Annotated in this window: 20 protein-coding genes; 15 read left to right on the forward strand and 5 right to left on the reverse strand. The window is 68.6% G+C overall.

The annotated features are described in order from the left end of the window. Positions 1–364: 364 nt before the first annotated feature. Positions 365–673 carry a hypothetical protein gene (locus tag ACGFU6_RS10275; protein WP_393609552.1) on the reverse strand — a complete coding sequence of 103 codons (309 nt, stop codon included), beginning with the start codon at positions 671–673 and terminating at the stop codon, positions 365–367. Between the two features lie 360 nt (positions 674–1,033). Here ACGFU6_RS10275 and ACGFU6_RS10280 point away from each other — a divergent pair, with 360 nt between their 5' ends. Then, positions 1,034–1,675 carry a histidine phosphatase family protein gene (locus ACGFU6_RS10280; protein WP_393609553.1) on the forward strand — a complete coding sequence of 214 codons (642 nt, stop codon included), beginning with the start codon at positions 1,034–1,036 and terminating at the stop codon, positions 1,673–1,675. 14 nt (positions 1,676–1,689) lie between these two features. On the opposite strand, the gene ACGFU6_RS10285 is transcribed toward ACGFU6_RS10280, so the two are convergent. Together ACGFU6_RS10285 and ACGFU6_RS10290 are read right to left on the reverse strand one after the other, a co-directional pair. Then, positions 1,690–2,007 (reverse strand): hypothetical protein, encoded by a 318-nt coding sequence (locus ACGFU6_RS10285; protein WP_393609554.1) that lies wholly within the window; start codon positions 2,005–2,007, stop codon positions 1,690–1,692. A 266-nt stretch (positions 2,008–2,273) separates the two neighbouring features. Further along, entirely contained in the window at positions 2,274–6,119 is a 3,846-nt protein-coding gene (locus ACGFU6_RS10290) for a GH92 family glycosyl hydrolase (protein ID WP_393609555.1), read from the reverse strand. Between the two features lie 503 nt (positions 6,120–6,622). On the opposite strand from ACGFU6_RS10290, the gene ngcE reads away from it, so the two are divergent. The 11 genes from ngcE (at position 6,623) to ACGFU6_RS10345 (ending at position 20,329) form a co-directional block, all read left to right on the forward strand. Further along, positions 6,623–8,065, forward strand: coding sequence for an N-acetylglucosamine/diacetylchitobiose ABC transporter substrate-binding protein (ngcE, locus tag ACGFU6_RS10295; protein ID WP_393609557.1), 1,443 nt, complete (start codon positions 6,623–6,625; stop codon positions 8,063–8,065). Positions 8,066–8,115: 50 nt separating this feature from the next. Continuing rightward, positions 8,116–9,039, forward strand: a complete 924-nt coding sequence (locus ACGFU6_RS10300; protein WP_393609559.1) for a carbohydrate ABC transporter permease — start codon at positions 8,116–8,118, stop codon at positions 9,037–9,039. A gap of 94 nt (positions 9,040–9,133) precedes the next feature. Next, the gene (locus ACGFU6_RS10305; RefSeq protein WP_393609561.1) at positions 9,134–10,054 is read left to right on the forward strand and encodes a carbohydrate ABC transporter permease; all 921 of its coding nucleotides are present in this window, start codon (positions 9,134–9,136) and stop codon (positions 10,052–10,054) included. 213 nt (positions 10,055–10,267) lie between these two features. After that, positions 10,268–11,467 carry an ROK family protein gene (locus ACGFU6_RS10310; RefSeq protein WP_393609563.1) on the forward strand — a complete coding sequence of 400 codons (1,200 nt, stop codon included), beginning with the start codon at positions 10,268–10,270 and terminating at the stop codon, positions 11,465–11,467. Positions 11,468–11,590: 123 nt separating this feature from the next. Continuing rightward, complete coding sequence (locus ACGFU6_RS10315) at positions 11,591–12,688, forward strand: substrate-binding domain-containing protein (RefSeq protein WP_393609565.1); 1,098 nt, start codon at positions 11,591–11,593, stop codon at positions 12,686–12,688. A 229-nt stretch (positions 12,689–12,917) separates the two neighbouring features. After that, entirely contained in the window at positions 12,918–13,712 is a 795-nt protein-coding gene (locus tag ACGFU6_RS10320) for an ATP-binding cassette domain-containing protein (protein WP_393609567.1), read from the forward strand. Beyond that, positions 13,709–15,043 carry a sugar ABC transporter permease gene (locus tag ACGFU6_RS10325; RefSeq protein ID WP_393609569.1) on the forward strand — a complete coding sequence of 445 codons (1,335 nt, stop codon included), beginning with the start codon at positions 13,709–13,711 and terminating at the stop codon, positions 15,041–15,043. Before ACGFU6_RS10320 ends, ACGFU6_RS10325 begins: the two co-directional genes overlap by 4 nt. A gap of 160 nt (positions 15,044–15,203) precedes the next feature. Then, positions 15,204–15,542: a PadR family transcriptional regulator gene (locus ACGFU6_RS10330; RefSeq protein ID WP_393609571.1), complete on the forward strand. Its 339-nt coding sequence runs from the start codon at positions 15,204–15,206 to the stop codon at positions 15,540–15,542. Continuing rightward, a complete protein-coding gene (locus tag ACGFU6_RS10335; RefSeq protein ID WP_393609573.1) occupies positions 15,539–16,492 on the forward strand; it encodes an HAAS signaling domain-containing protein in 954 nt (317 codons plus the stop codon). The genes ACGFU6_RS10330 and ACGFU6_RS10335 overlap by 4 nt, the downstream gene beginning before the upstream one ends. 201 nt (positions 16,493–16,693) lie before the next feature. Beyond that, positions 16,694–18,673 carry a 1-deoxy-D-xylulose-5-phosphate synthase gene (gene dxs / locus ACGFU6_RS10340; RefSeq protein WP_393609574.1) on the forward strand — a complete coding sequence of 660 codons (1,980 nt, stop codon included), beginning with the start codon at positions 16,694–16,696 and terminating at the stop codon, positions 18,671–18,673. Between the two features lie 150 nt (positions 18,674–18,823). Then, a complete protein-coding gene (locus ACGFU6_RS10345; RefSeq protein ID WP_393609576.1) occupies positions 18,824–20,329 on the forward strand; it encodes an amino acid permease in 1,506 nt (501 codons plus the stop codon). A gap of 25 nt (positions 20,330–20,354) precedes the next feature. On the opposite strand, the gene ACGFU6_RS10350 is transcribed toward ACGFU6_RS10345, so the two are convergent. Next, complete coding sequence (locus ACGFU6_RS10350; RefSeq protein WP_393609578.1) at positions 20,355–20,765, reverse strand: NTP pyrophosphohydrolase; 411 nt, start codon at positions 20,763–20,765, stop codon at positions 20,355–20,357. A gap of 94 nt (positions 20,766–20,859) precedes the next feature. Between ACGFU6_RS10350 and ACGFU6_RS10355 the strand changes: the two genes are divergently transcribed. Both ACGFU6_RS10355 and ACGFU6_RS10360 read left to right on the forward strand, forming a co-directional pair. Next, positions 20,860–21,756 carry an endonuclease/exonuclease/phosphatase family protein gene (locus tag ACGFU6_RS10355; protein WP_393609579.1) on the forward strand — a complete coding sequence of 299 codons (897 nt, stop codon included), beginning with the start codon at positions 20,860–20,862 and terminating at the stop codon, positions 21,754–21,756. Between the two features lie 188 nt (positions 21,757–21,944). Next, positions 21,945–22,673, forward strand: coding sequence for an SDR family oxidoreductase (locus ACGFU6_RS10360; protein WP_393609581.1), 729 nt, complete (start codon positions 21,945–21,947; stop codon positions 22,671–22,673). Positions 22,674–22,771: 98 nt separating this feature from the next. On the opposite strand, the gene ACGFU6_RS10365 is transcribed toward ACGFU6_RS10360, so the two are convergent. Beyond that, positions 22,772–23,869, reverse strand: coding sequence for an LCP family protein (locus tag ACGFU6_RS10365; protein ID WP_393609583.1), 1,098 nt, complete (start codon positions 23,867–23,869; stop codon positions 22,772–22,774). A gap of 305 nt (positions 23,870–24,174) precedes the next feature. On the opposite strand from ACGFU6_RS10365, the gene ACGFU6_RS10370 reads away from it, so the two are divergent. Next, on the forward strand, positions 24,175–25,254 hold the full coding sequence (locus ACGFU6_RS10370) for a hypothetical protein (protein WP_393609584.1): 1,080 nt from the start codon (positions 24,175–24,177) through the stop codon (positions 25,252–25,254). Positions 25,255–25,467: the final 213 nt, after the last annotated feature.

The following is a 25,467-nucleotide window of genomic DNA, read 5'->3' on the forward strand; positions in this document are numbered from 1 at the left end:
TGCGGCTCCCTTGCGTGGGAGGCGTCCGCGGCTGTTCCGCGAGGCACTCTCGGCATCAAGGTGTCAGCCGCCACCGACACACGGCCGACGGATCACCGACAGCCCGGCCGGCGAACGGCCCGGGCTCGGTCACCGAGCGCCTCTGCCCGCTGTTGACCGGATCGACCGCGACCGGCTGCCGAGGGCCCGTACGGCACCGCCGATCTCGCATCGAACGTGACGGGCAGGCCGCCCAGCGGCGACCGGCCGAGCGCCGCAGGGGGCGACCGCCACCGGCAGGCGTCACGGATGACCCTCCGCCTTCAGCCACGTACTCGGGGTCGTAGCGGTGACCAGGACCGGACAGGCCCTCGCGTTCGCCGCGTCAGAGGTCGCTGTCGATTCCCGTGACGACCGGTGTTCCGATCGGCGCGTCCTGCGCCGCGACCCCGGCGTCCCGCAGCGCCGTGGAGACCAGTCGCGCCGCCTCCAGCTCCGCCTCGTAGCGGTCCGTGGCATCGACCTCCAGACGGATGGAGAAGGTGCCGTCGTCGTTGAGGGTCAGCAGATCGAGTCCCTCGCTTCTGCTCACGTCCGTGTGCCGCTTGGCCAGCTTCTCTTTCAGCGTGGCAAGCGAGGCGTCCGGGAGCTCGGTGACGAACGTTCCGGGAACGGTGATGACGAAGGTGGTCACGACGTTTCCTGCTTCCGTTGCGTAGAGCGTGTCCTGTCCGCTTTCCCTCATTCTCCGCTCCGAACCGGTCGCTGCCTCGGACCGGCGGCCCCGGCGAGGGCGCGGACGGGCGGGCCCGCCTCTACACCCTTGTCGAGGCGCCGGGCTCGTCCCCGGCCCCGCCTACTCTCCGGGCCTCCGGCGACAGCCCCCCGCCGGTGTTTCGGAACGGGATCGACGGGCGGCTCCGCGCGCCGTCGCCCTCGTCACAGCCGGAATGCGATCGTGGACCAGCGGGTTCGCACCATCGACAGCACGCGACGCAGCCCGGCCGGGCGGCTTCCGTGAGCGGTAACGGCACAGAGAGCGGATGACCTTCACATGGGCGAGTTGATCCTGATCCGGCACGGCGAGACCGAGTGGTCCCGCAACGGGCAGCACACGAGCCACACCGACCTGCCCCTGACCCCCCTCGGTGAGCGCCAGGCCCGCGCCCTCGCGCCACTGCTCGCGGACCGTGACATCGCCCTCACTCTGGTCAGCCCCTCGGTACGGGCCCGGCGCACCGCCGAACTCGCCGGGCTGGCCGCCCCCCGGATCACCCCCGAACTGCGTGAGTGGGACTACGGCGGCTACGAGGGCATCACCACGCACGAGATCCATCGGACCCGCCCCGGCTGGAACCTCTGGACGGACGGTGTCACCGCCGGCCCCGAGGCGCACCCCGGCGAGACCCCGGAGGAGGTCGGGGAGCGGGCGGACCGGGTCCTGGCCGAGGTCCGGGAAGCCGCCGAGCGGGCCGGGGACGAGGACATCGTGCTCGTCGCCCACTCGCACTTCCTGCGCGTCCTGACCGCCCGCTACCTCGGACTGACCCCCGCCGAGGGCACGCTCTTCCAGCTCGCCACCGGCGCCGTGTCCCGGCTGGGCACGGAACACGGGCAGCCGGTCATCACCGCGTGGAACGTGTCCCTGCCCGAGAGCCTGTTCCCCACCGCCGTTCCGGACGCCTCCCAGCCCTGACCGGCACGGCGGCGTCAGCCCGCGGCGGCCGGCTCGTCCTCGTGCGGGCACCCGGCGGGCAGGGGAGCACCGGCGACCTCCAGAGCGGTCACGGCCTGCTGCGCGACCCCCTCACCGGGCAGCCAGGTGAGGTAGGGGGCCATGAGGGTCGGCCCGATCGTCCAGATGCAGGCGTATTCGCCGCCCGGGTCGGCGGTCAGTTCGGCGGCGCAGTCGAGCACCGACCGGTCGTAGACTCCGTTTTGGAACGCCTGGTAGTTCTGCCTCATCTCCTCCCAGTCCTCGCTGAGTCCGTCGAGCATCAGGTCGTCGATGTCCATCACGGTCCGCATGACGCACGGCTTGGGCCGGGGAAGTTCCCGCTCCGCCGTTCCCCGGCTCCGGTGCGGCCCAGGATGTTTACAGTCCCACGTGGCCGCGCTAGCCTCCCCCACGTGTGGGAGCGCTCCCAAGCGTTGGCTGGTCCGCCGTCCCCGGACGCGTTTCCACCGGCGTGAACCCGGTCCCGCCACCGGACTCGCCCGCATGGCGGGGTGAGAACGCCGGACGGCCGGCATCTCGTGGGGAGATACCGGCCGTCCGTCGCGCTGTCGTACGGTCAGGAGATCAGCTCCACCTCCGCGAGCGTCGCCTCACTGTCGAGCACCAGCCGGTAGTGCGCGTAGGAGCCGGGGGACTTCACCGTGAAGGCCCTCGTCTGCTTGTCCCAGGCGAACGACTGGCCGGACTGCTTGTCGAGGTCCTTCCAGGTCGTGCCGTCCGAGGAGCCCTGCACCACCCAGCCGCTCGGCGCCTTGTCCGCCGCGCCCGACGTCAGCGTGTACTGGACCGCGTTCGTCGCCGAGGGGACCGGCAGCTCCACCGTGGTGGCGGTGGCCGAGGTGGCCGAGGTGTTGTCGAAGAGGGCGCCCGCGCCCTTCAGGACGTCCTTCTTCGGCGTGGGCACCTTGTCGTCCTTGGTGATGGAGACCGGCGCGGCGTCCTTGCCGGTGCCCCAGGCCGACGGCTTGGGACCCATGTCGAAGTCGAGCACGCCGCCCTTGGCCAGCAGGTCGTGCGGCAGCGAGGTGGAGGTCCACTTCTTGCCGTTGACCTTCAGGCCCTGGACGTAGATGTTCTTCGCGCTGTTCTTCGGCGCCCTGACGACCAGGTCGTGGCCGTTCTCCAGGTGCACGGTGGTCTTGGTGAACAGCGGGGAGCCGATCGCGTACTCGCCGCTGCCCATGACCAGCGGGTAGAAGCCGAGCGAGGAGAAGAGGAACCAGGCCGACTGCTCGCCGTTGTCCTCGTCGCCGTGGTAGCCCTGGCCGATCTCGCTGCCCGTGTACAGGCGGCCGAGGACCTCGCGGACCTTCTCCTGCGTCTTGTACGGCTGCGAGGCCGCGTCGTACATGTACGTGACGTGGTGGGCGACCTGGTTGCTGTGCCCGTACTGGCCCATCCGTACGTCACGGGCCTCCGTCATCTCGTGGATGACGCCGCCGTAGCTGCCGACGAACTCCGGGCCGGCCGTCTCGGGGGTGGCGAAGTACGTGTCCAGCTTCTTGGCCAGACCGTCCCGGCCGCCGTACAGGTTCGCCAGGCCCTTGCTGTCCTGCGGGGCGGTGAACGCGTAGCCCCAGCCGTTGGTCTCCGTGTAGTCGTAGCCCCACACGCGCGGGTCGTACTGGTCGGACGGCAGCCGCCAGTCGCCCTTGGCGTCCTTGCCCTGGAAGAAGCCCGCCTTGTCGTCGAACAGGTCCACGTAGTTCCGGGCCCGGTTCATGAAGTACTCGGACTCGTCCTTGTAGCGCTGCTTGTGCGTCTTCTTGTAGAGGGCCTGGCCCATCTGCGCGATGCCGTAGTCGTTGACGTAACCCTCCATCGACCAGGACATGCCCTCGTGGGTCGTGGTGTCGGCGTACCCGACGAACGGGGACGTCTCCATGCCCTTGCGGCCGACGCCGGAGGACGGCGGGACGACCGTGGCGTTCTTCAGGGCCGCGGCGTACGCCGCCTCCGCGTCGAACTTCACGCCCTTGACGTAGGCGTCGGCGAACGCGACGTCCGAGGAGGTGCCGGTCATCAGGTCCGAGTAGCCGGGCGAGGACCAGCGGGAGATCCAGCCGCCGTCCTTGTACTGCTGGACGAAGCCGTCCACCATCTCGCCGGCCTTCTTCGGGGTGAGGAAGGAGTACGCCGGCCACGTCGTCCGGTAGGTGTCCCAGAAGCCGTTGTTGACGTACACCTTGCCGTCGACGATCTTCGCGCCGGTGTGGGTCGGGGTGTCCGAGCCGACCTGCGGGGAGAACGGCGAGGCGTACTTGTCCTTGCCGCCGACCTTCTCGAAGCCCGAGTTCGGGTAGAGGTAGAGCCGGTACATGCTGGAGTACAGCGTGGTCAGCTGGTCGGTGGTCGCGCCCTCGACCTCGACCTTGCCCAGCAGGTCGTCCCAGGCGTCCTGGGCCTTGTTCTCGACCCGGTCGAAGGAGCGCGAGGCCGGGATCTCCGCGGCCAGGTTCTGCTTCGCCTGGTCGATGCTGATCAGCGAGGTGGCCAGGCGCAGGTTGACGGTACGGTCCTTGCCCGCGTCGAAGCGGAGGTAGCCGGTCACGTCGTCACCGCCGCCGCCGGAGAGCTTGCCGCTGCCGGTGACGGGCGCGTCGAAGACGCCGTAGACGAACAGCCGGGTGGCACCGGTCGAGCCGCCGCTCTTCACGTCCGAGAAGCCGGTGAAGGAGCTCGTCTTCGGGTCGAGGGTGAGCCCGCCGTCGTTGGAGACGTTGTCGAAGACCATGCTCGCGTCCTTGCCCGGATACGTGAACCGCATCCGTGCCGCGTGGTCGGTCGGCGTCATCTCGGCCTTGAGGCCGTTCTCGAACGTGACCCCGTAGTAGTGGGGCCTCGCCGTCTCGTTCTCGTGCTTGAACGGCAGCGCGCGTGCCTTGCGGTCGGCGTCCGGGGCGCCGGACGCGACCGACGGCATCAGCTGGAAGGTCTGCCGGTCGCCCATCCAAGGGCTCGGCTCATGACTCGCGCTGAAGGCCTGCATGGTGGGCAGGTTGTCGTCGTTGTTCCCGCTCGCGTAGTCGTACAGCCAGCTGGTCGATCCGGCGTTGGTGACCGGGGTCCAGAAGTTGAAACCGTTGGGGACGGCCGTCGCGGGGAAGTTGTTGCCCCGGGAGAAGCTGCCGCTGGAGTTCGTGCCCCGGACGGTCGAGGCGTAGTCCGAGAGGTGCGCCTTGCGCTTCTCGGGGGCCTTCGGGGCGATCTTGACGTCGTCGATCCAGCCCTGGAACTTCGACGGGCCCTTGGGGGAGTCGTACGCGACGAGGATCCGGTCGACCGTCTTGCCCGCGGCGACCGTGCCGATGCGGGCGTCGACCTTGTTCCACTGGTTGACGTACAGCCGCTTGGCGTCGGCCTGGCCCTGCGGGGTCAGCAGGCCGCCGTTGGAGTCGGTGGCGCGCAGCTGGCTCAGGTACGTGCCGTCGGTGAACGCCAGGTCCACGGCGACGTGGGTGGCCGGGTAGGACAGGTCCGTCTCGCCCATCTGGGGGTAGACCAGGTAGGAGAGTTCGGTGTCCCGGGTGACGGCGGTGTTGACGTCGAAGACCTTGTTGTACGAGTAGGCCCGCCCGTCCGCCTTGTGCGTTCCGGCGTAGCGCAGCGCCTTCTTCCCGGTGAAGCCGGCGCCGGCCTTGGCGGTGGGGGAGCCGGAGGGGCCCCGGTCGATCTGGCTGCGCATGTCGTCGGGGGCCGGGGCGGAGGTGTCCCCGTCGGAGAACTGGACGTCGGCGAGCTGGGTCGCGTCGTCGGCGCCGTTGTTCTTCGTGATGTCCAGGCGGAAGTGCTGGTAGGCCTTGTCCGCCGTGAAGTCGTAGGACTTGGTCTGGAAGCGCTCGGAGAAGGTCTGGCCGGTTCGGGAGTCCAGGTCCGTCCAGGTCTTGCCGTCCTCGGAGCCCTGCAGCGTCCAGTCCTTCGGGTCCCGTTCGTCGTGGTCGTCGGCCGAAGTCAGGGCATATGTGACGACCTTGACCGGTTCGGAGAGATCGAACTCGGCCCAGGCGGTGGGCTTGAACGACAGCCACTTCGTACCGGATTCACCGTCGACGAGGTTTTCCTTCACCTCACCGCCGCCGGTGTTCTCGTCGCTGGCGCGGACGTCTGTGACCTTGTCGGTGACATTGCCCGGTATTCCGGCGGAGAAGCCGCCATCGATACCCGATGTCCGCTTCTTTCCGTCGCGGCCTTCTTCGACGGTATTGCGCCAGTCCGGCTGCTTCTCGTCCTCTTCGAAGGATGAGCTGAAAGTCCGGTCGCCCGAGGGCCGATGGCCCTTTTCCGCTGACCCGGCCGACTGAGCGGCGGCCGCGGTGGGGGCTGTCACGACCAGGATCAGTGAAGCCGCGATCAGCGCGGCCGTACCGTTTTGTCTCTTGCGAGAACCGTGTCGGGGCTGCATGCCGAGCCATTCCTCCCGAGGAAGTGCACTTGGACAACGTTGTCAGAAGCGTGCGCAAGAACCAGTAGGAAGTGAAGTGCCTGGTGGTGTCAAGGGTGTTGGATGGGAGCCCGCAGTCGAATCGACCGTATTGCGGAAATCGTTACATCCGGAGGAGGCCGTGCGGTGCCGTGGTATCAGCGAGGTCTCAACTCGGGAAAGACTGCCGCTCAAACCTGCATTCGATCTTGCTCAGTTGGGCGCAAGTGGACTATACCTGTCGGCGTCTGCACAGCATTTTTTCATCTGTGCGACAAGGGGGACAACCGGGGCAGGGCAACTCGACGCGCCACAGGTGCGTCGGCTGGCCCCTCCCCCCGTACCCCCCACTGCAATGACTAGCCTGAAATCTGCACCACCCAAGCGCAACTGACCGCGGTGGCGGGGCCCTTCGCCTGAGGCGAATATCGATGGGGCGACCGGTACAACACCGCCTGAGTCCTGGAGAAGGCGAGGACTTGAGCATGGCATCCACCTCCGCCCGCAAGAATGAGGGCCTTGGCCGTCGCGACGTGATCAAGCGGTCTGCCGCACTCGGTCTGATCACGGTCCCGACAATGAGCTTCCTGTCGGCGTGTGCGAGTAGCGACAGCAGCAGCGACGACACGGTCAAGAAGGGCAAGACCAGCGCGAAGAACCCGCTGGGCGTCAACGACACGGCCGGCCTCGACGTGGTCATCTTCAACGGTGGCTTCGGTGAGCAGTACGCGATCGACGCGGAGAAGAAGTACACCGCCTCGTTCCCGAAGGCCAAGGTCAAGCACACCGCGACGCAGAAGATCCAGTCGCAGCTGCAGCCGCGCTTCAACGGTGGCACCCCGCCGGACCTGATCGACAACTCGGGCGCCGAGCAGATGGACATGGGTGTCCTCGTCGGCAAGAAGCAGCTGCTCGACCTGACGCCGCTGATGGACGCCCCGTCCTTCGACGACCCGGGCAAGAAGGTCCGCGACACCCTGCGCCCGGGTGTCCTGGAGATGGGTCAGTTCGACGGTGACCCGGTCTGGATCATGTACTACGCGTACACCGTCTACGGCGTCTGGTACTCGCAGACCGCTCTGGAGGGTCTGGATGCCCAGTACCCCGAGAACTGGGACGACATGCTCGCCCTGTGCGAGAAGGCGAAGAAGAAGGGCATCGCCGGCTGGACCTACGCCGGTAAGTACCCCTACTACCTTCCGTTCTCGCTCTACCCGTTCATCGCCAAGATCGGCGGCCGCGAGGTTCTCGACAAGATCGACAACCTGGAGCCGAACGCCTGGAAGGACCCGGCCGTCAAGGCCGCGTTCGAGGCGTACTACGAGCTGCAGCAGAAGGGGTACATCCTCAAGGGCACCACGGGCCTGACCCACATCCAGTCGCAGACCGAGTGGACCAAGGGCAAGGCGCTCTTCCTCCCGAACGGTTCGTGGGTGGAGAACGAGGCCGCGCCGACCACGCCCAAGGACTTCAAGATGATGGTCGCGGCGCCGTCCGGCCTGGACTCGTCCGACAAGCTGCCCTTCGGCACCATCTGGGCCTCCGGCGGCGAGCCCTTCATCATCCCGGCCAAGGCGAGGAACCCCGAGGGCGGCATGGAGCAGCTGCGCATCATGCTCTCCGAGGAGTCCTCGAAGAACTTCACCAAGCAGGTCAAGTCGCTGAGCGCCTTCAACGGCGGCACCGACGGCCTGACCCTGTCCACCGCCATGCAGTCCGGCGTCGACGCCCTGAAGAAGGCCGGCGACAACGTGGTGAACCCGCGTATGCAGGACTGGTACGTGAAGCTCCAGAAGGAGCAGATCGGCGCCGGTCTCGGCGAGATGATGGCCGGGCGTCTGACGCCCGCCGAAGCCATCAAGAAGATCCAGGGCTACGCGGACGCCGCTGCCAAGGACCAGTCCATCAAGCACTACAAGCACCAGTGAGTAACCGTCACCAGCGGCGGCACCCGCGGAAAGATCGGGGTCGGTAAACGATGCAGCACGGCAAGTACCGCTTCATTGTGGGGTTCTTGGTAGTCCCACTGGTTTTGTACGCGGTCTTCGTCATCTGGCCGTTCATCCAGGCCATCTACTATTCGTTCACGGACTGGACCGGTCTGAGTCCCGACTTCAAGATGGTCGGCTTCGACAACTACACCAGGATGCTCAAGGACGACATCTTCTGGAAGTCCTTGCAGCACAGCCTGGTGCTGGTGCTGGTGCTACCGCTGGTGACGCTGGGCCTGGCGCTCTTCTTCGCCTTCATGCTCAATGTCGGGGGCCGGCGGCGCAAGAACGCCACGATCTCCGGCGTGCGGGGTTCGGGTTTCTACAAGATCGCCTACTTCTTCCCGCAGGTGCTCTCGATCGTCATCGTCGCCCTGCTGTTCCAGTTCGCGTTCAACCCGCGCAGTGGAATGCTGAATTCGGCGCTCAAGGGAGTCGGTCTCGGGTCCATTCAGCCTGACTGGCTGGGCGATCCGAGTCTCGCGCTCATCTGCGTCATGTCGGTGCTGGTCTGGTCGACGGTCGGATTCTTCGTCGTCCTCTTCTCGGCCGGAATGGCGTCCATTCCGAAGGACTTCTACGAGGCGGCGCTCCTGGACGGGGCCAACCGCATCACGACGTTCTTCAGGATCACCCTGCCGCTGCTCTGGGACACCGTGCAGTCGGGCTGGGTCTACATGGGCATCCTGGCGCTCGGGGTCGAGGCCTTCACAGCGGTGCAGGTCATGACCGTGGGCCCCGGCGGCCCCGACTACTCGAGCACCGTCCTGCCGCTGTACGTCTACCAGACGGCGTTCCGTGACGGCCAGGCCGGATACGCGACGACGATCGGTGTCGGACTGCTCATCATCACCATGGCGTTCGCCGCCATCGTGATGCGACTGGGCCGGCGCGAGCGGCTGGAGTTCTGATGCCGCGCTCCCCGGGGCGCGGTGCCCGGACTCCCAGCAGGCAAGACAGCCCGGCCGAGACGGCCGGCTCGACAGTAGTACGAGGTGAGCGCACGTGAAGGCCACTGACATCCCTCCCGTGGATACGGTGAAGGAACCGGCCCCCGCGGTGTCCAAGGCTCCCGCACCGGGCGGCAAGGAGAAGAGCAGCGAGGGCAAGGTCCTCAACGTCTTCTCGCACGGCGTGCTGGTCATCTGGGCGATCCTGGTGGTCATGCCGCTGCTCTGGGCGATCATGGCCTCGTTCAAGACGGACGACTCGATCCTGTCGACGCCGTGGGCGCTGCCGGACAAGCTTCACTTCGAGAACTGGTCGCGTGCCTGGGGTCAGGCGCACATGAGCGACTACTTCCTGAACACCATTCTGGTGGTCGGCGGTTCGCTCATCGGTACCCTGCTGCTCGGTTCGATGGCGGCGTACGTACTGGCGCGGTTCGACTTCCCGGGCAACCGCTTCATCTACTACCTGTTCATCGGCGGGATGAGCTTCCCGATCATCCTGGCGCTGGTCCCGCTGTTCTTCGTCATGAACAACATGGGCCTGCTGAACACGCGGCACGGACTGATCATGGTCTACATCGCGTACTCGCTGCCGTTCACCGTCTTCTTCCTCACCTCGTTCTTCCGCTCGTTGCCGAGCTCGGTGGCCGAGGCGGCGATGCTCGACGGGGCCTCGCACACCCGGACGTTCTTCCAGGTCATGCTGCCGATGGCGAAGCCCGGCCTGATCAGCGTCGGTATCTTCAACTTCCTCGGGCAGTGGAACCAGTACCTGCTGCCAACGGTCCTGAACACCGATCCGAAGTACCGGGTGCTCTCCCAGGGCCTGGTCGAACTGGCCAACGGCCAGGGCTACAAGGGCGACTGGTCGGGTCTGTTCGCCGGTCTGGTGATGGCGATGCTGCCGGTCCTCGCGGCCTACATCATCTTCCAGCGCCAGGTGGTGGCGGGCCTCACCGCGGGAGCGGTGAAGTAACTCCTCGAACGCTCGCACCGAACGACCGAACCGCCCTCCGGCATCCTCGCCGGGGGGCGGTTCGTCTGTTTACGGGGGAGTTCGCGGGGGTCGTCGTGCGAGGGTCCGGTGCTCATCCGAGGCTTCGACTGCTCAAGGTCTTGACGGGGAGTACCCCAAAACGCTCAGCTTAGGGTTCACATGTTGGAGAATATGGCAGGAGTGAGAGAGTCGATGGAGACTCCGGGGTCGCAGACATCTCTGCATCGCGCCAACCTTGAGCGGGTAGTGCGCGCCGTACGTATGGCGGGTTCGCTCACCCAGGCGGAGATCGCCAGGAGCACGGGCCTCTCCGCGGCCACCGTCTCCAATATCGTTCGCGAACTGAAAGAGGGCGGCACGGTCGAGGTGACCCCCACCTCGGCGGGCGGCCGCCGCGCGCGCAGCGTCTCGCTCAGTGGTGACGCGGGCATCGTCATCGGCGTCGATTTCGGGCACACGCACCTTCGGGTGGCGGTCGGCAACCTGGCCCACCAGGTGCTCGCCGAGGAGTCCGAGCCGCTGGACGTGGACGCCTCGTCGGCCGAGGGCTTCGGACGGGCGGAACAGCTGGTCAACCGGCTGATCGAGACGACCGGGATCAGCCCCGGCAAGGTGATCGGGGTCGGCCTCGGTGTACCCGGCCCGATCGACGTCGAGTCCGGCACGCTGGGCTCCACGTCGATCCTGCCGGGGTGGACGGGCATCAACCCCAGGGAAGAGCTGGCCGGACGCCTCGGAGTGCCGGTCTACGTGGACAACGACGCCAACCTCGGGGCCCTGGGGGAGCTGGTCTGGGGGAGCGGCCGGGGGGTCACCGACCTCGCGTACATCAAGGTCGCGAGCGGTGTCGGCGCCGGTCTGGTGATCGACGGGCACATCTACCGGGGCCCCGGCGGCACGGCCGGCGAGATCGGCCACATCACCCTCGACGAATCGGGCCCGGTCTGCCGCTGCGGCAACCGGGGGTGCCTGGAGACGTTCACGGCCGCGCGGTACGTGCTGCCGCTGCTCCAGCCCAGCCACGGCCCCGATCTCACCATGGAGCGGGTGGTCCAGCTGGCCCGTGAGGGCGATCCGGGATGCCGCCGGGTGATCGGTGACGTCGGGCGGCACATCGGCAGCGGGGTGGCGAACCTCTGCAATCTGCTCAACCCCAGCCGGGTGGTCCTCGGCGGCTCGCTCGCGGAGGCCGGCGAACTGGTCCTCGGGCCGATCCGCGACTCGGTCTCGCGCTACTCCATCCCCAGCGCCGCCCGGCAGCTCTCGGTGCTCCCGGGGGCCCTCGGCGGCCGGGCGGAAGTGCTCGGCGCGCTCGCCCTCGTCCTGAGCGAGATGGGGGATTCGACCCTTTTGGAGAGCACCCTCCCCGCAGCGACCCCTGCCTTCACTTAGATAACGAATGGCACCGTTGTCATCTCGTTAAGGATTTACTCCTTGACGCTGGCCTTGCGGCCGAGTTGACTTCCAGCCACCTCGGCCGCAACGCTGCGGCCTCGTCAGGGAGGCACACCCGTAATGAACGCAATGACGCGACGCATCGTCATAGGCACGGCCGCGGTTTCCATGGCCGTCTCCCTCGCAGCCTGCGGCAAGGCGGGCGACGACAAGGACAGCGGCAGCGGTGGTGACAGCAAGACCATCGGCCTGCTGCTGCCGGAGAACAAGACCACGCGCTACGAGACCTTCGACCGCCCGATGATCGAGGCGAAGATCAAGGCGCTCTGCGCCGACTGCGACGTCAAGTACAACAACGCCGGCGGCGACGCGGAGACCCAGAAGAAGCAGTTCGACTCGCTGGTCACCCAGGGCGTCAAGGTCATCATCCTGGACACGGTCGACTACAAGGCCGTGAAGTCCTGGGTCCAGCAGGCCGACAAGAAGGGCGTGAAGGTCGTCGCGTACGACCGTCTCGCCGAGGGCCCGATCTCCGCGTACATCAGTTACGACAACGAGAAGATCGGCCGCCTCCAGGGCGAGGCGCTCGTCAAGGCGCTGGGCGCCAAGGCGAAGAGCAGCAACGTCGTCATGATCAACGGCTCGCCGCTCGACCCGAACGCCCCCTTCTTCAAGAAGGGCGCGCACAGCGTCCTGGACACCCAGGTCAAGAAGGTCGTCTACGAGCAGGACATCCCGGACTGGTCGCCGGACGAGGCGAACAAGAAGATGGGTGCCGCCATCGACTCGCTGGGCAAGAACGGCTTCCAGGGCGTCTACTCCGCGAACGACGGCATGGCCGGTGGCATCATCACCGCCCTCAAGAAGCAGGGCGTGAAGGTCCCGGTCGGCGGCCAGGACTCGGAGCTCGCCGGTCTGCAGCGCATCCTCGCGGGTGAGCAGTCCTTCTCGATCTACAAGCAGATCAAGCCGCAGGCGGACACCACCGCGGGCATCGCGGTGAAGCTCCTCAAGGGCGAGAAGTTCGACGACCTGGTCAACACCAAGGTCGACAGCCTCTCGGGCGAGTTCAAGGGCACCCCGTCGCGGCTGTACGACGCCACGGTCGTGACCAAGGAGAACATCGGCTCCACGATCGTCGCGGACAAGGTCTACAAGGCCTCCGAGATCTGCACCGCCCAGTACAAGGCGGCCTGCGCCGCCGCCGGCATCAAGTAGCACCGGCGGGCATGCCCTCAGGGGCGCCCCCTTGCCAGTCCGGCCCCCGCCCCGTCAACGCCCCGCAAAGCGGGGGCGGGGCCGGACTCTCTCTCACCGGATCCGGTCGTCGGACTGCCGCCGCCCCAAGGCCTCACGGCCGCCAGGCGACGACGGTGGTCCGACGGCCCGAACCGGCACCCCCCTGTGCATTTGCAGCACCATCCCCGCCGGTCAGGCGGCGAAGGAGATGATTCACGTGTCCGCTACGCCCGTGCTGGCGTTGCGCGGAATCTCCAAGCGGTTCGGCGCCGTTCAGGCGCTCACCGATGTGAACCTGGAGATTCACCCCGGCGAAGTGGTTGCCCTGGTCGGCGACAACGGAGCCGGCAAGTCAACCCTTGTCAAGACCATCTCGGGTGTCCACCCGATCGACGAAGGCGCCATCGAGTGGGAGGGCGGGACGGTCCGGATCAACCGGCCGAACGACGCCCAGGACCTCGGAATCGCCACCGTCTACCAGGACTTGGCCCTCTGCGACAACCTCGATGTCGTCGCCAACCTCTTCCTCGGCAACGAGCTTCGCAGCGTCTCCGTCCTCGACGAGATCGCGATGGAGAAGCGCGCCAAGGAACTGCTGGACACCCTGTCCATCCGGATACCCAGCGTCCGCATCCCGGTCGCCTCGCTCTCCGGTGGCCAGCGTCAGGTCGTGGCCATCGCCCGCGCCCTGATCGGTGACCCCAAGGTCGTCATCCTCGACGAGCCGACCGCCGCGCTCGGCGTCGAGCAGACCGCCCAGGTGCTCGACCTCGTGGAGCGGCTGCGCGAGCGAGGCCACGGCGTCATCCTCATCAGCCACAACATGGCCGACGTGAACGCCGTCGCGGACCGGGTCGCGGTGCTCCGTCTGGGCCGCAACAACGGCGTCTTCGACGTCAAGAGCACCTCCCACGAAGAGGTCATCGCCGCGATCACCGGCGCCACGGACAATGCCGTCACGCGCCGCCAGGCACGCACAGTCACGAAGGAGGACGCAAAGTGAGCGACCTCGCCAAGACCCCCGGGCCTTCCACCAAGAAGTCCGAGAAGGCCGAGCAGAGCGCCACGGTGCCGGCCCAGGCGGCCGAGCCGTCGGCGGCGACCATCCCCGCGGTGGACCCGCGCCTGCTCATCCGCGAGGAGGGCTTCAAGGGCTACTGGTCGGAGTTCACCCGCAAGGTGCGCGGCGGTGAGCTCGGCTCGCTGCCGGTCTTCGTCGGGCTGATCGTCATCGCGATCGTCTTCCAGCTCCAGAACAGCAACTTCCTCTCCGCCAGCTCCGTCGCCAACATCGCTGTCTACAGCTCCGGCCTCGGCATCATGGCGGTCGGCATCGTGTTCGTGCTGCTGCTCGGCGAGATCGACCTCTCGGTCGGCTCGGTCGCCGGTGTCGGTGCGGCCACCTGGGCCGTGCTCAACGTCAACCACGGCTGGCCCGAGTGGCTGGCGATCCTCACCGCCGTCCTCGCCGGGACCGCGCTGGGCGCCCTGCACGGCTTCTTCTTCGCCAAGATCGGGGTGCCGGCCTTCGTCGTCACCCTGGCCGGCTTCCTCGGCTGGAGCGGTCTGCAGGACTGGATGATGGGCGGCGAGGGCTCGATCAACACGCCGTCCGGCAGTGTCGTCGAGGACCTCACCAACTACTTCTTCGAGGACAAGGGCGTCGGCTACGGCCTCGCCGTCGTCGCCGTGGTCGCGTACGCCGCGTCCCTCCTGGTGGACAGCAAGCGCCGCAGGGCCGCGAACCTGCCCGCCCGCCCGGTCACCGAGATCGTGCTGCGCACCGGCGTCGTCGCCGTCCTGTGCTTCGTCGTCGCGTACGTCCTGAACGAGCCCGAGGGCGCCCGCGGCCTGCCGCTGGCCCTGGTGCTCTTCCTGGCCGTCCTGGTGATCGCGGACTTCGTGGCCCGCCGCACCACCTTCGGCCGTCAGGTCTTCGCGGTCGGAGGCAACGCCGAGGCCGCGCGCCGCGCCGGTATCAGCGTGGACCGCATCCGCATCATCGTCTTCGCGCTCTCCGGCACCCTGGGCGCCTTCGGCGGACTCTTCATCGCCAGCCTCTCCGGCGGCGCCACCAAGAGCGTCGGCGGCGGCAACACCCTGATGCTGGTGATCGCGGCCGCGGTCATCGGCGGCACCAGCCTCTTCGGTGGCCGGGGCAAGGTCTGGTCCGCGCTCCTCGGCATGGTCGTCATCCAGTCGATCCAGCAGGGCCTGAACATGATCGGCATGGCCAACGCCGTGCAGTACATGATCACCGGCGCTGTTCTCCTCGCCGCCGTGGTCATCGACTCGGTCTCCCGCCGCACGCAGAAGACCGCGGGCCGCGCCTAGTACCGAGGTCCGCGCCCGGTAACCCGGGCCCGACCGCAGCGCAACGCCGACAGTGCCCGGCGCCCCTTCGAGGGGGCGCCGGGCACTGTCGTGTCGCGGGGCGCGGGGCGGGCGCCGTCGCGGGTGACATTAGTGTGTGGCGCACAGTATCGTGTCATGTGTGGGTACCGATGAACTGATCCTCAGCCAGGCCCAGGAGCTACGCAGAGGCACGGCTGTCCTGGCCTGCCTGGCGCTCCTGGAGCAACCGCAGTACGGCTACGCGCTCCTGGAGACGCTCGGTGACGCCGGGATCGCCGTCGAAGGCAACACCCTCTACCCGCTGCTGCGCCGCCTGGAGAAGCAGGGGCTGCTCGTCAGCGAGTGGAACACCGAGCAGTCCCGGCCGCGGAAGTTCTACCGGATCAGCGCCGAGGGAGCCCGGGTCCGCACCGCACTGCTGCACGAGTGGCAGGCCTTGGACGCATCGGTATCACGCCTGACCAAGGGGGAACGATGAGAACGCTGAGTGCGTCCGGCACCGGCACGCTGACCGATCGCTACGTGGCGGAGGTCGTCCGACGCATCCCGGCCGGGCGGCGCGGTGACGTGGCAGAGGAGCTGTCCGCCACGATCGCCGACACCGTCGAGGCCAGAGATCCGGACGACCCGGCGACCGCTGAACGCGAGGTACTCACCGAGATGGGCGACCCCATCCGGCTCGCGGCCGGCTACGCGGACCGGCCGCTCACCTTGATCGGGCCCGAGCTCTACCCGGCCTACGTCCGGCTCCTCACGGTCCTGCTGATCACCGTGCTGCCGGTCCTCACCGCGGTGAGCGCGGTCCTGGACGTTCTGGACGGGCGGGGGGTGGCGTCGGTGATCGGCGGGGCCGCCGGGACCGTGCTCTCCGCCGGCGCCCAGATGATCGCCTGGCTCACCGTGGCCTTCGCCCTGGTCGAGCGGTCGGGCAGGCGCCCCGGCGCGCCCGGTGGAGCCTGGACGCCGGACGACCTGCCCGAGCCCCGTGCGCCGAGGAGGCGCGGCGCGGCGGCGTACGCCGGTACCGCGTGGCACGCGCTGCTGATTTCCCTGATCGTGTGGCAGCACACCGCGCAGCCGTACCGGACCGACGAGGGCGTACGCCTCGACGTGCTCGACCCGGGCCTGTGGTCGGGCTGGATCTGGCCGGTCCTGGCCGGGCTCGCCGGCCTCGTGGCCCTCGACGTGGTCCGGGCGGTGCGGGCTCCGACCCGGTCGCTCGCGCTGTGGAACATCGCCGCCGAGGCGGCGTTCACACTGCCGCTGGCGTGGATCCTGTACCGGCGGGAGTTCTTCGGCCCGGCCTTCCTGGCCGACTTCAACGGCGGCTGGCACACCCCGGATTCCTTCTACACCGTGGTGGTCCTGGTGGTCCTGGTGGCGGGTGCGCGCGGTGTGATGCGGCGGCTCGCGCAGGTGCGGGCCTGAATCCGCGGCGTTCTTCCTGTCACAGTGCCCGCCGGGAACCATTCGCGAGGCGCCCCGAACGCACAGGTGGGACCGGTCCGCCCGGACCCGCCGGCCCCGGCCGGCGGGTCGGCACAGGCCTGCCCGATGTCCGTGGCGGCGAACGGAACATTAGACTCATCGGATCGGCATGCTCGACCAGCACAATCGCAAGGAGGCACGGTGACACAGCCGCGCGAAGCGCGTCATGCACGGGCGGTGGTGGGCGACGGATGGGATCTGCTGGCCGGCATCGGCGGACCGCGTGACCTGGACCGGCTCACCCCCGAGCAGCTGGAGCAGCTCGCCGAAGAGATCCGGACCTTCCTCGTCGACGCCGTCTCCAAGACCGGCGGACACCTCGGACCCAACCTGGGCGTGGTCGAGCTGACCATCGCCCTGCACCGGGTCTTCGACTCGCCGAAGGACAAGGTCCTCTTCGACACCGGCCACCAGAGCTACGTACACAAGCTCCTCACCGGCCGCCAGGACTTCACGAAGCTCAAGAGCAAGGGCGGCCTCTCCGGCTACCCCTCGCGTGCCGAGTCCGAGCACGACGTCATCGAGAACTCGCACGCCTCCACGGTGCTCGGCTGGGCCGACGGCCTCGCCAAGGCCAACGAGGTGCTGGCGCGCCCCGACCACGTCGTCGCGGTCATCGGTGACGGAGCCCTCACCGGCGGCATGGCCTGGGAGGCGCTGAACAACATCGCCGCCGCCAAGGACCGCCCGCTCGTCATCGTCGTCAACGACAACGAGCGCTCCTACGCGCCGACCATCGGCGGCCTCGCCAACCACCTGGCCACCCTGCGCACCACCGACGGCTACGAGCGCTTCCTGGCCCGCGGCAAGGACCTCCTGGAGCGCACCCCCGTCGTCGGGAAGCCGCTCTACGAGACGCTGCACGGCGCCAAGAAGGGCCTCAAGGACTTCATCGCCCCGCAGGGCATGTTCGAGGACCTCGGCCTCAAGTACGTCGGCCCGATCGACGGACACGACCTGGAGGCACTGGAGTCGGCGCTCCAGCGCGCCAAGCGCTTCGGCGGCCCGGTCATCGTGCACTGCCTCACCGAGAAGGGCCGCGGCTACACCCCGGCGCTGCTGGACGAGGCCGACCGCTTCCACGCCGTCGGCAAGATCCACCCCGACACCGGCCTGCCCGTCGCCACCTCGGGCCTCGACTGGACCTCCGTGTTCGGCGAGGAGATGGTCAAGCTCGGCAAGGAGCGCGAGGACATCGTCGCGATCACCGCGGCCATGCTCCAGCCGGTCGGCCTGACCAAGTTCGAGAAGGCCTTCCCGGACCGGATCTACGACGTCGGCATCGCGGAGCAGCACGGCGCGGTCTCCGCGGCGGGCCTCGCCACCGGCGGCCTGCACCCCGTCTTCGCGGTCTACGCCACCTTCCTCAACCGCGCCTTCGACCAGGTCCTGATGGACGTCGCCCTGCACAAGTGCGGCGTGACCTTCGTCCTGGACCGGGCCGGGGTCACCGGCACGGACGGCGCCTCGCACAACGGCATGTGGGACATGTCGATCCTGCAGTGCGTGCCGACCCTCCGGATCGCCGCCCCGCGCGACGCCGACCAGGTCCGCGCCCAGCTGCGCGAGGCCGTCGCGGTCGACGACGCGCCGACGGTGGTCCGCTTCTCCAAGGGCGCGGTCGGTCCGTCGGTCAAGGCCGTCTCCACGGTCGGCGGCATGGACGTGCTGCGCGAACCGGCCGCCGCCCGGCCGGACGTCCTGCTCGTCTCCATCGGGGCGCTCGCCCCGATGTGCCTGGAGATCGCGGATCTGCTCGACGCCCAGGGCATCTCGACGACGGTCGTCGACCCGCGCTGGGTCAAGCCCGTGGACGAGGCCATGGCGCCGCTCGCCGCGAAGCACCGCGTCGTCGTCACCGTCGAGGACAACAGCCGGGCCGGCGGCGTCGGCTCGGCCGTCGCCCAGGCGCTGCGCGACGCCGACGTCGACGTACCACTGCGCGACTTCGGCATCCCGCCGGTCTTCCTCGACCACGCCTCCCGCAAGGAGGTCATGGCCGAGATCGGGCTGACCGCACCGGACATCGCCCGTCAGGTCACCGGTCTGGTCGCCAAGCTCGACGGCCGCTACGAGACGGACGCGGAGAGCCGCTCCGTGGTGGAGCCCGTCCGGGACTGATCCGCCGCACCGCACCACGATTGGGCCGGTCGCCCACCCTGTACGGGTGGTCCGACCGGCCCATTCGCGTGAAAACCCGCCCTGCGGGGCGTGCTGATGGCGGCCCGGTCCGAATCATGGCACCCACGACGAGTGCGTGGAGGTACGCCGGTGAGCACGCAGCAGGACCTGCCCCCCAGCCGGGACGGGCTGTTCCGCACCAAGACGATCGAACAGTCGATCCGCGACACCGAGGAGCCGGAGCACGCCCTCAAGAAGTCACTCTCCGCCCTGGACCTGACGGTCTTCGGAGTGGGTGTCATCATCGGCACCGGAATCTTCGTCCTCACCGGCAAGGTGGCCAAGGAGACGGCGGGACCCGCCACCGCGATCGCCTTCGTGGTCGCGGGCGTCGTCTGCGCCCTGGCCGCGCTCTGCTACGCGGAGTTCGCCTCGACCGTCCCGGTCGCCGGGTCCGCGTACACCTTCTCGTACGCCTCACTCGGTGAGCTGGTCGCCTGGATCATCGGCTGGGACCTGGTGCTGGAGTTCGCGCTGGGCACGGCGGTGGTGGCGGTCGGCTGGTCCGGCTACGTGCGCTCACTGCTGGACAACATCGGCTGGTCGCTGCCCGGCGCGCTCTCCGGGACCGACGCGACGAGCGGGTTCGGCTTCGACATCCTCGCCTTCGCCCTGGTCCTGGTGCTGACCGTGATCCTGGTGCTCGGGATGAAGCTCTCCGCCCGGGTCACGACGGTGGTCGTGGTCATCAAGGTCGCCGTGGTGCTGATCGTGATCATCGCGGGCCTCTTCTTCATCGACACCGCGAACTACTCGCCGTTCATCCCCGAGGCCCAGCCGCAGCCCGCCGGATCGGGTCTGCAGACCCCGCTCGTCCAGCTGATCTTCGGCTACGCGCCCACCAACTTCGGCGTCATGGGCATCTTCACCGCGGCCTCCGTGGTCTTCTTCGCCTTCATCGGCTTCGACGTGGTGGCGACGGCCGCGGAGGAGACCAAGCTCCCGCAGCGCGACATGCCGCGCGGCATCATGGCCTCGCTCGTCATCTGCACCACGCTCTACGTAGCCGTATCGATCGTGGTCACCGGAATGGAGCACTACACCGAACTCTCCGTGGACGCCCCGCTGGCCGACGCCTTCAAGGCCGTCGGCCACCCCGTCTACGCCGGGATCATCAGCTTCGGCGCCGCCGTCGGCCTCACCGTGGTCTGCATGATCCTGCTGCTCGGCCAGACCCGGGTGTTCTTCGCGATGAGCCGTGACGGCCTGCTCCCGAGGTTCTTCTCGAAGACCCACCCGCGCTTCCACACCCCGTACCGCCCGACCATCCTGCTCGGCGTGATCATCGCGATCGTCGCCGGATTCACCAGCATCGACGAACTCGCGACGCTGGTGAACATCGGCACGCTCTTCGCCTTCGTGGTCGTCGCCCTGGGCGTCATCGTCCTGCGCCGCACCCGCCCCGGCCTGCACCGCGCCTTCCGCACCCCGTGGGTCCCGCTGATCCCGATCCTCTCGGTGGCCGCATCGGTCTGGCTGATGCTCAACCTGCCGGCCGAGACCTGGCTGCGGTTCGGCATCTGGATGGTCATCGGCGTGGTCATCTACTTCGCCTACGGCCGCAACCACAGCCGGGTGCACCGCAACACCGGCTGACACACCGTCCGCCGCCGCGCCGCTGTCACCCGGCCGGCGGGGGCGGCAGCGGCCGTACCGTGCGGGGGCCCACGCACAGGGCCCCGTGCGCCTCGGCCCGCTGTCGCAGCTCCCGGTCGGCCGTGACGACGACGCAGGGACGCGGGGATGGGCCGTCCGCGGCCTCGGCGGCGAGTTCGGCGATCCGGTCGTCACCGCTGCGGGGGGCGGCCTCCACCCGTACCCCGGGAACCGGTGCGACGTCCCGGGCCCGGCCCTCCACGACGAGGACCAGATCGACGGGACCGGGATGGCCGGGCAGCCCCTCGGTGGCGTACGGGACCAGTGAGTCGCGCAGCCGCTCGGCCGCTCCGCGGCGGTCCCGCCACCAGCCGTCGGGCACGGACCCGACCACGTTGGCGGCGTCGACGATCACCAGGGGCAGGTCGCTGCGCATGCGGCGAGCGTCTCACGCCGGGGTGTACCGAGCGGCTGGGGGAGCGCCGCATAGGCTGCGGCCCGGCAGGCCGGATCTATGGGGTGGGGATGCTGTGACGAGGTTCAGCGTGTGGAAGAGCTGTGTGGGCGCGTTGAGCGCGCTCCTTCTGGGAGCGGTCTGCGCCGCGCCGTCGGCGGGGGCTGCTGAGGCGAAGAACCTGCAGGTCATGTCATGGAACATGTGCGGCGTCGAGCGCTCGACGTATCACTGCGGGAACTACGGGACCCCTGAGCAGAAGATCGGCGTGGTGAAGTACCACGTGCTGAACAGCTATGTTCAGGCCGCTCTGCTCCAAGAGGTGTGCCAGGAGGATCTGGCGCTGCTGATGGACGAGCTGGGCGCGGGCTGGAGCGCGAACTTCGCCCCGTACCAGTGGTCGCAGGACGGGGTGAAGTGGAACAGCCGGTGCGGTGAGGACGATGGCCGGGCGGCCGTGCCCGGAACGGCGATCGTGGTCAAGGGAGGGATGACGGGCGCCCGGACGTATCCGACGACGCAGCCGTGGACCGGGCAGCAGTCGCCCTTCCAGTGCGCCACGGCGACGTACTGGGGCGTGACGTTGTGCAACGTTCACGCCGCGCGCCTGGGCAGCAATCCCGACCACCCGGAATGGGACTACCGCGACGACCAGTTCGCGGAGATCAAGGCGATCGTGAACACGTTCCCCAGGGTCGTCTTCGGCGGGGACTTCAATTCGCTGTCCCCCGACGCGCCGGGCAACACGGCGGCCTGGGTGTGGCCGGAGGGTCTGTACTCCACCGGCGACGGGACACCGGGGTACCAGGAATGCGACCGGACGGGCGCGTCACGAACGGGACGGCCCACGTACGACAACAGCACCGCGAAGCTGGACTACCTCTTCAGCAGCGAGCCCCGGCGCTGGTGCGTCGTGGCCGACTCCGCCTTCTCGGACCATCACGTCGTGATCGAGAGCGTGAGCGTCGTCTGACAGCCGGTCGGCGGGCAGCGGTTCGGCTCCGGGCCGTCTTCGGGCCGGAGCCGAACCGTCCCGGCGACCGGGCCCGTCCGGTGCGCGATTCCGCCGGGGTGGCGAACGCGCCGTACGCACGTGCGCGCCACGTCCCCATGAGGCTTTATATGCCATATTTCGGACAGTCTCTCGATGAAAGGCATGTCATGAAGTTCGCAGTCATCGGCGGCACCGGGCTGATCGGGTCGCAGGTCGTCAGGAATCTGAACGCCGCCGGATACGAGGCACTCCCGCACTCGAAGTCCACCGGGGTCGACGTCATCAGCGGTGAGGGGCTGGACGGCGCGGTCGCGGGCGCCGACGTCGTCGTCAACCTGACGAACTCACCGACGTTCGACGAAGCCTCCCCGGACTTCTTCCGCACCTCGATGGACAACCTGCTGGCCGCCGCGCGGCAGGCCGGCGCCGGACACTTCGTCGTCCTGTCGATCGTCGGCGTGGACAAGGTGCCGGAGCTCGACTACTACCGGGCCAAGGTGCTCCAGGAGGACATCCTGGCTGCCGGGCCGGTCCCGTACTCGATCGTCCGGGCGACGCAGTTCATGGAGTTCATGGACGCGGTCCTGTCCTGGACGGCCGACGGCGACACCGTCCGGCTGCCCGCCACGCCGATCCAGCCGATCGCGGCCGCCGACGTGGCCGAGGCGGTGACGCAGGTGGCCGTGGGCGCACCGCTGAACGGCATCCGCAATGTCGCGGGGCCCGAGGTCTTCACGCTGGACGAGCTGGGCCGCATGACGCTGTCCGCCAGGGGCGACGGCCGTACGGTCGTGACCGACCCCACCGCGGGGATGTTCGCCGCCGTCCAGGGAGACGCCCTGACCGACAGGGGCGCCCACCTCGCCTCGACCCGCTACGCCGACTGGCTGTCCTGAGCCGCCACGGCCGCCCGGGGTGCGCAGGACGTACGCCGCCCCCGCCGGAGGAATCCGACGGGGGCGGCGCGCTGTCCGGGACCGGTGCCGTGGTGCGATCAGCCGCCGGTGGCGGGGGACTTCTTGGCGGACTCGGGGATGGTGGCGTCCTCGCGGAGCGCCTTCCAGAGGGTCTTGGCCTGCGGCTGCGCCGACACCACGCGGTTGGGGTCGGTCTTGTCGTAGGCCACCGGCAGCATGATGGTCTCCATCGAGCCCGGGTCCACGCCGTTCATCGAACGGCCGAACTCGGTCAGCGACTTGAGCGAGGCGAGACCCTCGTCGGTGGTGAGGGACTTGGTCGCGGAGTTGGCGATCCGGTAGGTGTTGGTCGGACTGCCCAGCAGGTTCTGCGACTTGACCTCGCTGAGCAGGGCCAGCAGGAACTGCTGCTGGAGTCCGATGCGGCCGAGGTCGCTGCCGTCACCGATGCCGTGGCGGGTGCGGACGTAGGAGAGGGACTCGGTGCCGTTGAGCTTGTGGGACCCGGCGGTGAGGTCGAGTCCGGAGGACTTGTCGTGGATGTCCTGGGGGACGTCGACGGTGACGCCGCCGATGGCGTCGACGAGGTCCTTGAACCCGGCGAAGTTGATCTCCAGGTAGTGGTCGATACGGACCCCGGACATCTTCTCCACGGTCTTGACCACGCAGGCCGGACCGACCTGGGAGTAGACGGAGTTGAACATCACGCGGTTCGCGGATTCCATGGTCGAGCCGTCGGACTTGGTGCACTCGGGCCGGGTCACCAGGGTGTCGCGCGGGATGGACACGGCGACGGCCTTCTTGCGGCCCTCCGGGATGTGTACCACCATCGCGGTGTCGGAGCGGGCGCCGCTGACGCCGCCCCCGCCGCCCAGCGCCTTGTTCTCCGCGCCGGCGCGCGAGTCGGAGCCGAGTACCAGCAGATTCTGCCCACTGGTGGGGAGCTTCTCGGGCCGGTCGTCCCCGAGCGCCTTGTCGATGTCGACGCCCTTGATGTTCCCGTTGAGACTGCTGTAGAGCCAGTACGCCGTTCCGCCCGCGGCAACGACGAGTACCAGGACCGACACCAGAACGACCCTGCGTATTCGCTGGCCACGTGTCCGCACCCGCTTGCGTCCGCGGCGGGGGTTCTCCGGCGAGCTGCGGTGGTCAGGGGTGATGGCGTCTTGGCTCATCCTGAGTGAGTCCTCACAACTAATGGCCTGGTCAGGGCACAGGTGATGGGCTGGGACTCGGGTGGGGGGTGGAGCCGGTCCGCGTTTTCCTGGGACTGAGCACTATAGACAGTCGCTCTGGTGTACGTACGACGGCTGTGGCGTGACTGTGACGGTCCCGCGCGCCGGCCAGGAGCCTGCGGCGCGCGCGAATCGTACGCTGGTGAGCCCGGAATGCACGCCCATGCGGGGGCTTAGGATGTAACGGATTCGAAAATGCCGGGCGGGTTGTCGGATGTCAGTTCTGGAAAGGTAATCGCAGACTCATGCACGGACAGGATGCCCGCGCGACCTCGAAGGTTGCCCGTGGGGCCACAGCGCTGCGCGGCATCTGGCTCACCCGGGGCAAGGACGGCCGGCTCACGGCGTACGTTGCCTGCGAAGGCGGCCTCCGCCGCTGGACGGAGACCCGTCCGGGCGGTCCGGAGTGGGACGCTCCGAGTCCTGTGCGGGTGCCGGAACTGACGCACCTGTCTGTGACCCAGAACACCGAGGCCTACGTGCACTTCGCCGGCCGCCGGGAACGGCCCTCGGCCGACGGCGGCGTGAGCGTCGACATCGTGCACGCCATCCAGTATCAGACGGGACGGCCGCTGTCGGCCTGGAACTCGCTGGGGAACCCGCACAAGGAAGCCGACGTGGGCAGCAGGTTCGGCGCCCCCGTCGTGCTGGTGAGTGACTCGGGTGAGGCGCACGTCTTCGTCCGCAACGGGCGCGGCGGCATGATGGTGCGGCGCGAGCGGGCGGACGGCAAATGGCGTGCCTGGGAGGACCTGCGCTGCACGCGCATCAGTGAGGTTCCCGCCGTCGTCGCGCTCAGCACCGGACGCATCGAGATCTTCGCGGCGACGAACAAGGAGACCCTGCACTGGGAGCAGGAGAAGCCGGGCGGCGGCTGGGGCGAGGTGCGGCGCTCGCCGGTCGTGGTCAGGCCGGGCTCCCTGGCGGTGCTGGAGACCTCGGAAGGCCGGGCCACCTACTACTGGACCGATCCCGAGGGCGGGGTCGTCGCCTACCGGGCGGGCGGCTGGACCATGCCCCTCGGGGGCGCTCCGGGCGACGGCGCGCACGCCGCGGTCCGCGCGGTTGTGGAGGGCCTGGACTGCACGGTGCTGGCCCACCGAGGGGCCGACGGCACGGCGGTCGTCGGCGTGGGAGTCACCGAGGACGAGGCCAACGGCCTGTGGTGGTCGGACACCGGTGTGCCGTGCCGGGACACCCCTGCCCTGACGCACGACTTCCACGGCCGGGTGGTGATGGCCGTCGTCGGCGAGGACGGGGCGCTGCGCGTGGCGCGCCAGACGGACGGACCCGGGCTCAGTTTCGAGGAGTGGCGCACGCTCTGACGGTCCGGCCGTGCCGTGGTCCTCTCGGTGTGCTGTGAGGGCGGGGCCGATGCCTCATGGGGCGGGACCACCCAAGGCTTCCGAATTTGATCGCACCTATCCTGATTGATCAGATGCCGGAGCTCTATGGGTCGATTTCCCGACCGGGATCGGACAAGTGCATGTCGTTCGGGAAGGCTGGGTGTCCGTGAGGACCCGCCTTCCACTGCAGAG

Origin of the sequence: Streptomyces sp. NPDC048462 (assembly GCF_043200175.1) — a bacterium.
Taxonomy (GTDB): domain Bacteria; phylum Actinomycetota; class Actinomycetes; order Streptomycetales; family Streptomycetaceae; genus Streptomyces.